Genomic DNA, 15,223 nt, shown 5'->3' with positions numbered 1-15,223 from the left:
ACTGCTGTCATGTATAACTATTGATCAATTCTTTTTTCATCCAAGAGAGAAGAGATATTGCCAATCTTATATCCTTGTTGTTTCAACTGCACAATTAAAGAATCTAATGATTGTGATGTTGGTTCAGTTGGATGCATAAGTACAATAGCACCAGGATGAACTTTTTTCGTTACTCTTTCCAGGATTGTGCTAGTAGATGGCCTTTGCCAATCTATTGTGTCAACAGTCCACATAATTGTTCCCAGCCCCAGTTCAGAAGCTATGGTAATCGTTTCATCACGAAAGCTACCGCTGGGCGGAGCAAACCAGTTCACTTTCTTCCCCGTAGCTGCTTCAATTATATCATTCGTTTTCACAAGTTGCTCACGCGTACTATCAGAGGATAGGGTTTTCATATCGGGATGTGTGTAGGAATGATTGCCAATTTCTTGTCCAGCATCTCCAATCATTTTTGCAAGTGCAGGATTTTCTTTTACCCATCTACCTTCAAGAAAAAAGGTAGCAGACACTTGATTCTTTTTTAATGTTTCTAGCATAGAGGGAATATATTCATTTCCCCATGCAACATTAATAGTAAGTGCAACCATTTTTTTATCAGGATGTCCTCGATAAATAGGCGCTGGCGATAGATTTCTTAAATGTACCGTTGGAGAAACCTCTGTATAAACAAGCTTATTTTCATCAAATACTCCGCTTTTTTTCATCATCTTATAGGAAGCTTGTACATCCACATTTCGTCCATTGTATCCAGGAATTGCCTTCCAAATTTTATCTACAACTGCATTTTGCGCCGGTATATGATACTGTTGTGCACGTTGCTCAATTTCATTGAATAACGGATCTGTCGACTTAGTCACATGCACAACTTGCTTCATTTCATTCACGTAAGCAGACGTATATGGATTTTGTAGAACTAGTAACCCTAGTATTATACATACAATGATACTTACATGCCGCATTGCTTTCATGTCATTCCCTCCTCGTAACACAATATGTACAAGGAAGAATGACTAGAACAAAAAAAGGCAGGAACATGTCCCTGCCTTCCTTATTCATTAAGTTAATTCTTTGCTTCTTGTTCCTGCTCTTTTGCTTTCTTTTCCTTTAAAAGAACTTTTCGAGATAAATTCACGCGACCTTGCTTATCAATTTCAATAACCTTTACTTCTATTTCATCGCCGATTGCAACGACATCTTCCACTTTTCCAATGCGTTCTTCCGCAAGTTCAGAAATATGAACAAGCCCGTCTTTTCCGCTAAATAGTTCAACGAATGCACCAAATTTCTCAATCCGTTTTACTTTTCCAACGTATACTTCGCCGACCTGAACTTCACGAACAATATCTTCGATAATCTTCTTCGCCTTTTTATTCATTTCTTCGTTCGTAGAAGAAATAAACACTCGTCCGTCTTGTTCGATATCTATTTTTACGCCAGTTTCTTCGATAATTTTGTTAATTTGTTTACCGCTTGGTCCAATAACATCGCGAATTTTGTCAGGATTAATAAACATCGTCATGATTTTTGGCGCATAAGCTGATAAATATTCACGAGGTTGTTGAATGGTAGATAGCATATGCTCTAAAATTTGCATGCGGCCTTTTTTCGCCTGTTGCAATGCTTCTTTCAATATTTCGCGAGAAAGTCCGTCAATTTTTATATCCATTTGCAACGCTGTAACACCTTTGGCAGTCCCAGCTACTTTAAAGTCCATATCACCTAGATGATCTTCCATACCTTGGATGTCGGTTAAAATCGTGTAATGTTCACCTGATTTAACTAACCCCATCGCAATCCCTGCTACAGGAGCCTTTATTGGAACACCCGCATCCATCATGGCAAGAGTACTACCACAAATACTTGCTTGTGATGTAGAACCGTTCGATTCTAATACTTCAGATACAAGACGAATTGTATATGGGAAATCCTTTTCAGAAGGGATAATTGGCTCTAAAGCACGCTCTCCAAGAGCACCATGTCCAATTTCACGACGACCAGGTCCTCTCATTGGACCAGTTTCGCCTACGCTAAATTGTGGGAAATTATAATGATGCATAAAGCGTTTCGTTTCTTCAATTCCAAGACCGTCTAAAATTTGTACATCGCCAAGTGCACCTAATGTACAGATACTAAGTACTTGCGTTTGTCCACGTCGGAATAAACCGGATCCGTGCGTACGTGCAAGTTTGCTTACTTCTGAAGATAATGGGCGAATTTCATCAATTTTACGACCATCTGGACGGATTTTTTCAACGGTAATAAGGCGACGAACTTCTTCTTTCACGATTGTATGAAGAACTTCATTTGCTTTACCAATCATAGCTTCGTCGATTTCTTCTGCTTTTAACTGTTCGATTACTCGTACATTCACTTCTTTAATTGCTTCGTCCCGAGCATGTTTTTCAAACACTTGAATGGCTGCCTTTAAATCTGTTTCCGCTAAATCACGAATGTGTTTTTCAAAGTCAGCATCAATTTCATATAACTCTACTTGACGTTTTTCTTTTCCGACAGCACGTACAATTTCTTCTTGGAAACTAATAATACGTTTAATTTCTTCATGTCCAAACATAATAGCTTCTAGCATAATTTCTTCCGGCACTTCTTGTGCCCCGGCTTCTACCATGTTAATAGCATCTTTCGTACCCGCAACAGTTAAATTGATGTCGCTCATTTCAGCTTGTTCTAACGTAGGATTAATAATAAATTCCCCGTTAATACGACCTACTACAACACCTGCAATTGGTCCCTCAAATGGAATATCAGATACTGATAATGCTAATGATGAGCCAATCATAGCTGCAATTTCAGAAGAACAGTTTTGGTCTACACTCATTACAATACTAATAACTTGTACTTCATTCCGAAATCCTTCTGCAAAGAGTGGACGGATTGGACGGTCAATTAAACGACTTGCTAAAATAGCTTTTTCACTAGGGCGTCCTTCCCGTTTGATAAACCCTCCAGGAATTTTACCAACAGCATATAAGCGTTCTTCATAATTCACAGTTAACGGGAAGAAGTCTACGTTTTTTGGTTCTTTAGAAGCTGTTGCAGTAGAAAGAACTGCAGTATCACCGTAACGAACTAAAACGGCACCGTTTGCTTGTTTTGCAAGTTGTCCTGCTTCTACGACTAGCTCTCTACCAGCTAAATCTATTGAAAAGACTTGCTTTTCTTGATCCATGGAAGTACCCCTCTCTATTCCAATATAAACAATCTTCTATGTAAAAGTAGAATATATGTCGATTATACCCTTCTCTAGTATTTCCGAAAAGATGAAAAGCTATGAAAAGAAGACAATATATTTTTCCTAATAAAAAAGCGGGAATCATCCCGCTTTCTTACTTATCGGCGTAAGCCTAATTTGTTGATTAATTCACGGTAACGAGTAATATCTTTGTTACGAAGATAGTTTAACAAGTTACGACGTTTACCAACCATTTTCAAAAGACCACGACGTGAATGATGATCTTTTTTATGAACACGTAAGTGATCATTCAGTGTATTAATCTGTTCCGTTAGGACAGCAATTTGAACTTCTGGAGAACCAGTATCAGTCTCATGAGTTCTAAATTGAGCGATAATTTCGTTTTTACGTTCTTGTGCGATAGCCATCCTATTCACCTCCTTAGTATCAATCCCCAAGTTCCTAGCAAGCGTTGGTGAATCGCAATGCCAAGAAAAGGTTCAATCAAAGTACGTATTTTAGAATACTACTTTTTATAACGAAAAGCAAGTAAGTTCTTATTGCTCCTTAAAATATTGCAATGTCATTTGTTTATCCTGTGCGATTTGAGCAACGAGTTCTTCTACTTCATGAAATTTCTTTTCAGGGCGAATCCGAAAATGCCACTCTACTTCAACCGATTCATTATAAATAATGTCGTCAAATGAAAAGAGATGTACTTCTACAGACAACGCTTTCTCTTTCTGTTGGAATGTTGGTTTATAGCCAACGTTACATACACCGTTAAACCACGTGTCCTTTACTTTCATGCGAACAGCATACACACCTGTAGGCGGAAGCATAAAGTCCGAAGACACTTGTACATTTGCAGTTGGAAACCCAATTTGTCTACCGCGTTTATCACCATGAACGACAGTACCTGCTATTTGATATCTTCTGCCAAGAATAGTAGGGATTTCATCCATTTTTCCTTCTTGTATGAGGGAACGCAGTAAGGTGGAACTCACCTTTTCATCTTGAAATTCGACTTTTTCAATCACAGTTTGTGTAAACTCCCCTCTGGAATGAAATGGCATCGTCTCCATCGTTCCCTTTCCAAGACGACCGTAAGTAAAATCAAAGCCTGCAACAACGTGTTTAATATGTAAACCGATTACATAATCATCGATAAACTGTTGCGGAAGCAGCGTAGCAAATGTGCTGTCAAACTTAACAACATACATAATATCAATACCCATCGCACCAAGTATTTGTTCCTTTACAGATAAAGGTGTAATGGATTTGACTTTTGCTTTATCTTTGCCAAGGACGACAGATGGATGGGGGTAAAAAGTCATAACAGCACTCTTATATCCGAGTTTTTCCGCAATCTCCTTAGCCGTTAAAATGACCTTTTGATGACCAAGATGAATCCCATCAAAGTACCCTAACGCCATTACTGCAGGTTCTAAATCAAGCATTTTCATATTCGTAGGATGAGTTAAATGAATTACCTTCACACGCATGATCCACCTTTACTAATAGTGAAACTAGAGTACGAAAAGTGTCCACACTGTAACAAAATAATGAACTATTGCCTCGTTTTTGTTTCACACTTTTTCTATATAATCTTCTAGCATCCACTGCTCATTATATCTTTAATTCTTGATTGTTCACAAGAACTTTTAAAGGCTTTAATACGTTTGACTTTTGTGGATGCTGTTCATAAATCGCTAAGCATGTACCTACTTGATCGCAAACAAGTGAGTATCCGGTATAATCGTGCATCGAATTAGGAAGAAAAGCACCATTCATTACTTTTTCTATTTGTTCATCCTTTACGATGATTTTCGGAAAGGTTTGTAACGATTGTTCAATACTATACAAAATATCTTGTACTGTATTAGTTTGCACTTTTTCTTCTAATTGTTCAAATGTTACGCACTCCGATAGCATAAATGGTCCTGAAGCAGTACGTACTAAAGAAGACATATGCGCTGGGTATCCTAGCCGTTCTCCTATCATTACAGCTAACGTTCGTACGTATGTGCCTTTACTACATGTTACGCGAAAGGAAAACGAAAGAGGAGAGCCTGTAAACTCTTTCCGATCATCTAATAGAGCAAACTCATGGATAGTAATTTCCCGAATGGGACGTTCAACCTCGAGACCTGCACGAGCATATTCATATAATTTTTTTCCATTTACTTTCACTGCTGAATACATGGGAGGTACCATTTTCATTGTACCGGTCAGTGAAGCTAAAACAGCCTCCACCTCATCGCGAGAAATGTTTCGTTCAACGGCTTTTTGTTCCACAACTTCTCCAGAAGCATCCTCTGTTGTTGTTGAGAATCCAAGTGTTACTTCACCTTCGTACGTTTTCGTATCACTTGTCAAAAATTGCGCAATTTTTGTAGCACGTCCAATACAGATTGGAAGAACACCCGTTACATCTGGATCTAAAGTTCCTGTATGTCCAACTCGTTTTTCCTTTAAAAGCTTTCTTATCTTGAACACACAATCATGGGATGTTAGCCCTTTTGGTTTATTAAGTAATAGTACTCCATTCATTCTTACACCTCATTTACTTGCAGAAAAAATGGATAGACTGTGTCTATCCATTATTCTTCATTCTTATCTTGTTTGTTTATATCATGTAGCAACGTCTCAATATGGTTACCATAGCCAATAGATTCATCAAATTCAAACGTAATTTCAGGTGTTTTCCGCAAACGAATGCGTTGCCCAATTTCCGAACGGATAAATCCTTTTGCTTTCGCTAAACCTTTTAACGTGTTCTGTTTTTGCTCTTCATCACCTAAAACAGAAATATAAACTTTTGCAAGTTGTAAATCGCCGCTCACTTGTACGTCTGTTACTGTGACAAAACCAATACGGGGATCTTTAATTTTACGACCGATAATATCGCTCATTTCTTTTTTCATTTGTTCTCCCACGCGATTTGCACGTAGCTTCATACTATCACCTCGTTGTAAACCACTACTGCAGCATCTATAAATCAACTACCAAAGTATAGTGAAAAATAGACACAGCAGAATCATTCGTGATTTATTTCTTATTCGTTTGCCTTGCAATAAAATTATTTACGTTCAATTTCTTGCATAACAAACGCTTCAACTACGTCGCCTTCTTTGATATCGTTATACTTCTCGATAGTAAGACCACATTCGTAGTTTTGCGCAACTTCCTTCACATCATCCTTAAAACGTTTCAATGTATCGAGCTGTCCTTCATAAATAACAATACCGTCGCGAATAACACGTACGCTACTATCGCGAGTGATTTTTCCATCTGTTACGTAGCAACCAGCAATAGAACCAACTTTCGATACTTTGAATACTTGGCGTACTTCCGCTTGTCCAAGAATCTTTTCTTCATATTCTGGATCAAGCATCCCTTTCATTGCGGATTCAATTTCCTCAATGGCATTGTATATAATGCGGTGTAAGCGAACATCAACATGTTCCACTTCTGCTGTACGTTTCGCATTCACATCAGGTCGAACATTAAATCCGATTACAATAGCATTTGAAGCGGATGCAAGAATAATATCAGATTCTGAAATTGCACCTACTCCGGTATGAATAATTTTTACTTTCACACCTTCAACTTCAATCTTACGAAGTGATCCAGCAAGTGCTTCAACAGACCCTTGTACATCTGCTTTTACAATCAGATTAATTTCTTTCATTTCATTTTCTTGGATTTGCTGGAATAAGTCCTCTAAGCTTACTTTCGCTTTATCACCACGTTGCTCAATTAAGGCACGTTGTGCTCTTGCTTCCCCAACTTGACGAGCTTTCTTTTCATCAGAGAATACGATAAAACGATCCCCAGCTTGTGGTACTTCATTTAAACCTGTAAGTTCAACTGGAGTGGATGGACCTGCTTCTTTCACGCGGCGTCCAATGTCATTTACCATGGCACGAACACGACCGTGTGATGATCCCACAACAATGGAATCCCCAATACGTAGCGTTCCATTTTGAACAAGCAAAGTAGCTACAGGGCCTTTTCCTTTATCAAGCTTTGCCTCAATAACCGTTCCGATTGCTAAGCGATTTGGATTAGCCTTCCATTCTTCTACTTCACCAACAAGTAAAATCATTTCTAACAAATTATCTATTCCTTCACCAGTACGGGCAGACAATTGTACAAAAATAGTATCTCCACCCCAAGCTTCTGGAACTAGACCATACTCCGTTAATTCTTGCATAACACGATCTGGATTAGCTGCAGGCTTATCCATTTTATTCACAGCCACAATAATTGGTACTTCAGCGGCTTTCGCATGATTGATTGCTTCAATTGTTTGTGGCATTACCCCATCGTCAGCTGCTACTACAAGAATGGTAATATCTGTTACAAGTGCACCGCGGGCACGCATCGTTGTAAAAGCAGCATGTCCTGGTGTATCCAAAAATGTAATTTTCTTTCCATGCACATCAACTTGATAAGCACCAATATGCTGCGTAATACCGCCTGCTTCGCCTTCTGTAACTTTTGAATGACGTATACTATCAAGGAGAGTCGTTTTACCATGGTCGACGTGTCCCATAATCGTCACAACAGATGGTCGCTCTACAAGATCAGCATCTTCATCTGGATCATCGATAAAGTCTTCGAAGTTAGTTTCATCAAGAACTACTTCTTCTTCGACTTCTATACCGTATTCACTTGCAATTAATTCAATCGTATCTTTATCCAAATCTTGATTAATCGTTGCCATAATTCCAAGTAAGAAAAGCTTTTTAATAATTTCAGAAGGTTCTCTTCCTAATTCTTTAGCAAGCTCTCCAACTGTAAGTGAACCAACAAAAGTAATTTTATCAGGTACATCCGTAGCTGTTTTACGTCCTTTTTGTAAGGTAGCATAACGGTCTTGACGTGTATCTGATGACTTTTTGTCTTTATCTCTTTTCTTTTTCTTATTACTATTTTTCTTTGCAGTTCGAACAACTTCTACATTCTCTGCTTCATCAAACTCTTCTACGATGGAAGGCTTCTTCGTTGCTGTATCGTTGAATTGCTTATCTAATTGATTCACTACTTCTTCATCTAACATTGCCATATGATTGGAGACCTCAATATTCATTTCATTTAGTTTTGTAATAATATCCTTAGTGGACACGTTTTGCTGTTTGGCATATTCATACACTCGAATTTTAGCCATACTTTCACCCCCGATAAGTTGTATCGAGCATGCTTAGCAACTTTTTCGCAAAGCCCTCATCCAGAACAGCAACAACTACTCGTTCATCTTTCCCGATTGCATGCCCTAATACGTACCGGGTTTCGACTGTTTTAAGTGGTACCTTGTAGTAGCTAGTTTTGTCTGTAATGCGTTTTGCTGTGTTCGCTGATGCATCCTTTGCGAGCAATATTAGCTTTGCTTTGCCGCTTCGAACTTCCTTTAAAACGAGTTCTTCACCCGAAATTACCTTACGTGCTCGATTAGCAAGTCCCAACAGTGATTCCCAATTGCTCATTTGGCATTTACCATTTCTAGCAATTGATCATATAGAGAGGGATCTACTTTCGCCTTTAAATTATGCTCAATAACATTTTTCTTTTGAGCAAGAAGGATTACTTCTTTATCCTTTGTCAAATAAGCACCTCGACCAGACTTTTTGCCGGTTTCATCAATGAACACTTCTCCATCTTTTGAACGAACGATGCGAATGAGTTCACGTTTTGGTTTCATTTCTTGCGTTACCATACATTTACGTAAAGGAACCTTTTTGATACTCACTCTACTTCACCTCTATTCAAGAGAAGAATCCATATCGTCAGACTCGTCCAATAAACCTGCCTTCTTTGCCTCTTCTTCACTCTTAATATCGATTTTCCAGCCAGTAAGCTTAGCAGCTAGACGAGCATTTTGTCCGCGTTTTCCAATCGCAAGTGAAAGTTGATGATCTGGAACAATAACCGTTGTAGCCTTTGCTTCTTCGTTTACAATCACTTTCAAGACTTGAGAAGGACTTAATGCATTCGCTACATATTCAACAGGGTCATTGGACCAGCGAACGATATCAATTTTCTCACCTTTAAGTTCATTCACAATACGTTGTACGCGTTGACCTTTTGGACCCACACAAGAACCGACAGGATCAACATTCAAGTTATCAGAATGAACGGAAATTTTGGAGCGATCGCCTGCCTCACGTGCTACCGAACGAATTTCAACCGTTCCATCATAAATTTCCGGAACTTCTAGTTCAAATAATCGTTTTAATAATCCTGGATGTGTTCTAGAAACGAAAATTTGTGGTCCCTTCGTCGTCTTTTCGACTTTTGTTAGGAACACTCGAATACGTTCATGAGGTTTGTACTGTTCATTTGGCATTTGTTCATTTAGCGGAAGCAAAGCCTCTACTTTACCTAGACTCACATAAATAAAACGGGCATCTTGACGTTGCACGATTCCCACCATAATATCTTCTTCGCGGTCGCTAAATTCAGAGTAAATAACACCTCGTTCTGCTTCACGTACGCGCTGCGTTACAACCTGTTTAGCAGTTTGAGCAGCAATACGACCAAAGTCTTTAGGTGTAACTTCTAGTTCAACTATATCACCAATTTGATAATTAGAATTTATATGTCGTGCTTCTTCGATGGAAAGCTCTAAACGTGGATCAAACACGCTATCCACAACTTCCTTACGTGCAAACACTTGAATCGTTCCAACCTCTTGATTTAAGCTTACTCTAACATTTTGAGCTTGGTTAAAATTTCGTTTATAGGCAGAAATAAGAGCAGCTTCTATCGCTTCAATTATTACCTCTTTGCCTATTCCTTTTTCTTTTTCTAAAACGAGCAATGCATCTAGTAATTCAGTGCTCATGGAGATCCCCCTTCTAAACTAAAACGCAACGGCAAGACGTGCGCTTGCAACTTTACTCATTGGAATTTGTACTTCTTTTTTACGTGTTTTAATCATAATAGCTAGTGTAACTGTTTCACCGGTATAAGAAAGCAACTTTCCTTCAAACAGTTTGCTATCCTCAATCGGTTCATATGTTTTAATAGCTACTTGTTTCCCTATTGCCTTATGAAAATCCTGCTCTTTTTTTAGAGGACGTTCTGCACCCGGAGACGAAACATCTAGAAAATATAGATGAGGGATTGGATCTTGTTTGTCCAACTCTTCACTTAATCGTTCACTTACCATGCCGCAATCTTCGATATCAACACCTGTTTCAGAATCGATAAAAACACGTAAGAACCAATCTTTCCCTTCTTTTACGTATTCCAAATCTACGAGCTCCAAGTTTAATTCATCTATGATTGGTTGTGCGATTTCTTCTACAATTTCTGTCACTTTTCTGCTCATGAAGTTCCTCCTCTCTGCTATGAAATAGGATAACAAAAGCCCGTGCAAACCATTCAAGAACAGGCTTTTACCATTAAACAACAGCAAGTGCTTATAAACATCTTTATATTAGGCGAACAGCTCTCGCTCACTTAAATAAGCTAGTGGTAAAACGAAAGAGTGGGTTTCCCCACTCTTTTTCGCAAAATATACTGTCCGAGATTACCCTAGAATATTGTAGCATATTACATAGCGATTTGCAAAGCATGTTAAAAGAAGGAGAGTTGGTTCTGGTCTGGTAGTGATTCTAAACATCCTTGTCCATCTAAATAGGCAATGATTGTTTTCGAAATTTTCGACCGTTGCTGCAAATCTTCTTTTGACAAAAATTCTCCTTCTTGGCGAGCCTTTACGATATTTAACGCTGCATTAGTACCGAGTCCATCAATCGCATTGAATGGAATAAGTAATGATTGCCCGTCAATAATAAAGTCTGTGGCACTAGAACGATACAAATCCACTTTTTTAAAGGAGAACCCGCGTTCACACAGTTCTAGCGCCATTTCAAGAACTGTAAGTAGATTTTTTTCTTTCGTTGATGCGTCCAATCCCTTTTGCACAATTTCATCAATTTTAGCACGAATGGCAGTTGAACCACTTGCCATTGCTTCAACATCAAAATCATCCGCCCTCACTGTAAAATAGGCAGCATAAAACAAGAGAGGAAAATGAACTTTGAAATAAGCGATACGAACAGCCATTAATACATATGCAGCAGCATGGGCTTTTGGAAACATGTATTTTATCTTTTTACAAGAATCGATGTACCAACCTGGAACATTGTTTTTTCTCATTTCTGCTTCCCATTCCTCTGGTACACCTTTTCCTTTACGAACAGATTCCATAATTTTAAAGGCAATGGATGGCTCTAATCCTTGATAAATTAAATAGACCATAATATCATCACGACAACCGATTACATCACTCAAGGAACAAGTACCATCATAGATTAGTTCATTGGCATTTCCAAGCCATACGTCCGTACCATGAGACAATCCCGAAATTTGAACTAGCTCGGAGAACGTGGTTGGCTTAGTTTCTTCTAACATTTGTCGCACAAACTTTGTACCAAACTCGGGAATTCCAAGTGTGCCCGTTTTACAATTAATCTGCTCTGGCGTAACTCCAATTGATTCGGTTGTAGAAAAAATTTTCATAACTTCCGGATCATCCGTAGGAATGGTTTTCGGATCGATACCACTTAAGTCTTGTAGCATCCGAATCACAGTCGGATCATCGTGTCCAAGTATGTCTAGCTTTAGCACATTATCATGAATAGAATGGAAATCAAAGTGGGTCGTTCTCCATTCCGCATCGACATCATCAGCTGGAAATTGGATTGGTGTAAAGTCAAAAATGTCCATATAGTCCGGTACAACAATAATACCGCCTGGATGCTGACCTGTCGTTCTTTTTACACCGGTACACCCCATTGCAAGCCGTTCAACCTCAGCGGTTCGCATCTGTATATTATTATCGGCAGCGTACCCTTTTACATACCCAAATGCTGTCTTATCTGCAACTGTGCCAATCGTTCCTGCTCTGTATACATAATCTTCTCCGAATAATACCTTCGTATAATTATGGGCTCGGGGCTGATACTCCCCGGAGAAATTTAAATCAATATCTGGAACTTTATCGCCTTTAAATCCTAAGAATGTTTCAAACGGAATATCATGACCATCTTTTTTATACGTAGTTCCGCATTTCGGACAATCCTTATCCGGTAAATCAAATCCTGAACCAACAGATCCATCATGGAAAAATTCGGAATTTTTACAATTTGGACATACATAGTGAGGTGGCAGTGCGTTCACTTCTGTAATTTCCATCATCGTAGCAACGAGAGAAGATCCTACTGATCCCCGTGAACCTACTAAATATCCATCATCAAGCGATTTTTTAACAAGCTTATGCGCAATGAGATAAATAACAGCAAATCCATGTCCAATAATACTTTTCAATTCCTTCTCAAGACGTGCTTCCACAATTTCTGGAAGCTCTTCACCATATATACTTCGCGCACGTTCATAGCTCATTTGTCGCGTTTCTTCTTCAGCCCCTTCGATACGCGGGGTATATAGTTCGTCCTTAACTGGCTTCACTTCACCTATCATATCAGCAACCGTATGTGTATTTGTTACGACAACTTCTTTGGCAAGATCTTCACCTAGAAATGAAAATTCATCTAGCATTTCATTTGTTGAGCGAAAATGAACAGCAGGTAACTTATGACGATTAAGCGGATTTGCACCGCCCTGAGAATTCACTAAAATTTTCCGATAAATGGCATCCTCTGGATTCAAGTAATGAACATTTCCCGTAGCAACCACAGGTTTATTTAATTTTTTTCCAAGGGTGACCAAATTTGATAATATAGTGTGCAATTGTCCCGTATTTTGTACTAGCTCCATCTCAATAAGATGCTTTAGTACGGACGGAGGCATAACTTCTATATAATCGTAAAACCCTGCAAGTTCTTCTACTTCTTCTGGTGCCTTTTGCATCATAGCTTCAAATACTTCCCCTTTATCACATGCGGTTCCAACTAAAATACCTTCCCGATACTTTTTAAGTACAGAACGCGGGATACGAGGAACACGATAGTAATATTTTAAGTGGGATAAAGAAACAAGTTTATATAAATTTTTTAATCCATCCTGTGTGGTTGCCAGAAGTGTAACGTGATTAGGTCGACCTCGCTTGTAAGAATCTCCTTGTCCCATGCCATCATTCAATTGATCATGGTACAAAATATCCTTTGCAAGGACTTCCTTGAGCATTTTCGCTAGCATATAACCTGTAGCCTCAGCATCGTAAATTGCTCGGTGATGTTGAAGAAGTTCAATGTCTAGCTTTTTACACAACGTATTTAATCGATGATTTTTCATTTCAGGAAATAGAAATCGTCCTAATTCTAATGTATCAATTACGGGATTCATGGGTTTTTCTAAACCATAGCGTTTAGATCCAACTTGCAGAAATCCCATATCAAATCGGGCATTATGAGCAACTAATGTGTGATCACCGCGCCACTTCTCAAAATCACGTAAAACCGCATCAACATCTGGTGCATCTTTTACCATATCATCTGTAATACCTGTTAGGTCAATCGTTGTTGCCGATAAGGGATGATGCGGATTCGCAAATCGCTCAAATCTATCTATGACTTCCCCTTGGTATACCTTTACAGCAGCAAGTTCAATAATTGTATCATATACAGCGGAAAGCCCAGTTGTTTCGAAGTCAAATACGACATACGTTTCGCCCTCAAGAGCGCGATGCACTTCATTATACGCAATAGGTACACCGTCATTAACAAGGTTTGCTTCAACCCCATATATAACCTTTACACCAGCCTTTTTCCCTGCTGAATAGGCTTCAGGAAAAGATTGAGCTACGGCATGGTCTGTTACGGCAATGGCTGGATGTCCCCATTTACCTGCTTGGCTAACTAGTGCAGAAACTGGAGTAACCGCGTCCATTTGACTCATTGGCGTATGAAGGTGAAGTTCAATCCGTTTTTCGCTTTCTGGCGCCGTGTCCATTCGCACAGGAGCCTTTAATTCATTTACATCATGAGCCATCATGACAAGATCACGAAGGAACGTATCATTTTGAAATGAACCGCGAGCTCTTACCCACATTCCTTTTTTCATACGTTGAAATGCTGGAATATCTTCTTTATCACGTGAGAACATTTTCACTATGATTGAATCTGTATAATCCGTTATTTTAAATGTGAGCAAGGTACGTCCACTGCGAAGTTCCTTTGTTTCAACATCAAATACATAACCTTGCACTGTTTTTCGTTTTTCTTCTTCTTGAATCTCGTGAAGAGGTGTAATCTCTTCCTCACGTTTCATAACAAGTCCAATTACAAGCGGTTGATTGTCATCAGTTTCATCACTTGATCCTTTTTTCGTAACCTCATCCATCGCTTCAATTGCTTCCTTCACAATTTTACGATCCTCTTGTTCCTTTTCTTCTTGAAACTTCTGAAATTCTTCTATATTTTCCTCTACTTTCGTTTCCAACTGAAAACGAGGAAAACCGAAGCTTTCATATTGATCACAAATTGGCTTCGTTAAATTTTTTTTAATTGTCATTGATTCTAATTCATTTTTTACCGTAAGAACTAACTTCACTCCGTGCATCGTCGGTGTCTGATTACGTAAGTATGCAAACATGGGAGAGATAGAAATTTTATTTGTGCAGACAGACCAATATGCCTGAATATCTTGCTCTGTGTATTGTGAATCAATTGTTTCAATTTGAAATGAAACATCAGCAATGTGAGAAAAAGAAGTAATCAGCTGTCTTTCTAGCAACTCATAAACATTCGCTGGAATAATCTTTGGGAAGGAAAAATAAAAACACCAACTTTTCTGCTTCTTGTCAACACTAAGTTTTTGTAGACTACCATCTTGTAAATAATTTGTAATTAACGTTCTAGGAAGCGCAAGTTGCTCAAGCAAAATATGAAAACGTTCCTGCTGTTCCTTTTCTATAGTCAAGACGTATCCTCCCTTCAAACACAGCGACTACCTGTGTTTTGTATCTCCTATCCTTAGTACACGATAAAAGAAGAAGGTGACTGAAAAAGGGGAAAAATCATTCCCTTTTGCGTCACCTCATAAAATTGACCATGGTGC

General features: G+C 38.7%; 12 protein-coding genes. All 12 read right to left on the bottom strand.

Annotated features, from left to right (window positions below):
• Positions 1–17 precede the first annotated feature (17 nt).
• Positions 18–875, bottom strand: a complete 858-nt coding sequence (locus tag ACAN53_RS03965) for a polysaccharide deacetylase family protein (RefSeq protein WP_379970252.1) — start codon at positions 873–875, stop codon at positions 18–20.
• A gap of 185 nt (positions 876–1,060) precedes the next feature.
• Positions 1,061–3,187 (bottom strand): polyribonucleotide nucleotidyltransferase, encoded by a 2,127-nt coding sequence (pnp, locus tag ACAN53_RS03960; RefSeq protein WP_379967335.1) that lies wholly within the window; start codon positions 3,185–3,187, stop codon positions 1,061–1,063.
• A gap of 161 nt (positions 3,188–3,348) precedes the next feature.
• Entirely contained in the window at positions 3,349–3,618 is a 270-nt protein-coding gene (gene rpsO, locus ACAN53_RS03955) for a 30S ribosomal protein S15 (RefSeq protein WP_379967332.1), read from the bottom strand.
• 129 nt (positions 3,619–3,747) lie between these two features.
• Positions 3,748–4,689, bottom strand: a complete 942-nt coding sequence (gene ribF / locus ACAN53_RS03950) for a bifunctional riboflavin kinase/FAD synthetase (protein ID WP_379967329.1) — start codon at positions 4,687–4,689, stop codon at positions 3,748–3,750.
• Positions 4,690–4,819: 130 nt separating this feature from the next.
• On the bottom strand, positions 4,820–5,743 hold the full coding sequence (gene truB, locus ACAN53_RS03945; RefSeq protein ID WP_379967326.1) for a tRNA pseudouridine(55) synthase TruB: 924 nt from the start codon (positions 5,741–5,743) through the stop codon (positions 4,820–4,822).
• 50 nt (positions 5,744–5,793) lie between these two features.
• Positions 5,794–6,150, bottom strand: a complete 357-nt coding sequence (gene rbfA / locus ACAN53_RS03940) for a 30S ribosome-binding factor RbfA (protein WP_379967323.1) — start codon at positions 6,148–6,150, stop codon at positions 5,794–5,796.
• Positions 6,151–6,272: 122 nt separating this feature from the next.
• Complete coding sequence (infB, locus tag ACAN53_RS03935; RefSeq protein ID WP_379967320.1) at positions 6,273–8,366, bottom strand: translation initiation factor IF-2; 2,094 nt, start codon at positions 8,364–8,366, stop codon at positions 6,273–6,275.
• Between the two features lie 4 nt (positions 8,367–8,370).
• Entirely contained in the window at positions 8,371–8,682 is a 312-nt protein-coding gene (locus ACAN53_RS03930) for a YlxQ family RNA-binding protein (protein ID WP_379967317.1), read from the bottom strand.
• Positions 8,679–8,945, bottom strand: a complete 267-nt coding sequence (gene rnpM, locus ACAN53_RS03925; RefSeq protein WP_379967314.1) for an RNase P modulator RnpM — start codon at positions 8,943–8,945, stop codon at positions 8,679–8,681. Before rnpM ends, ACAN53_RS03930 begins: the two co-directional genes overlap by 4 nt.
• Before the next feature lie 12 nt (positions 8,946–8,957).
• The gene (gene nusA / locus ACAN53_RS03920) at positions 8,958–10,040 is read right to left on the bottom strand and encodes a transcription termination factor NusA (protein ID WP_379967311.1); all 1,083 of its coding nucleotides are present in this window, start codon (positions 10,038–10,040) and stop codon (positions 8,958–8,960) included.
• Positions 10,041–10,058: 18 nt separating this feature from the next.
• Positions 10,059–10,529: a ribosome maturation factor RimP gene (gene rimP, locus ACAN53_RS03915; RefSeq protein ID WP_379967308.1), complete on the bottom strand. Its 471-nt coding sequence runs from the start codon at positions 10,527–10,529 to the stop codon at positions 10,059–10,061.
• A 248-nt stretch (positions 10,530–10,777) separates the two neighbouring features.
• The gene (locus ACAN53_RS03910; RefSeq protein ID WP_379967305.1) at positions 10,778–15,085 is read right to left on the bottom strand and encodes a PolC-type DNA polymerase III; all 4,308 of its coding nucleotides are present in this window, start codon (positions 15,083–15,085) and stop codon (positions 10,778–10,780) included.
• Positions 15,086–15,223 lie beyond the last annotated feature (138 nt).

It is taken from the genome of Ectobacillus soli, from assembly GCF_042610425.1.
GTDB lineage: Bacteria > Bacillota > Bacilli > Bacillales > Bacillaceae_G > Ectobacillus.
This window is presented reverse-complemented; position numbering and strand designations above follow the sequence as displayed.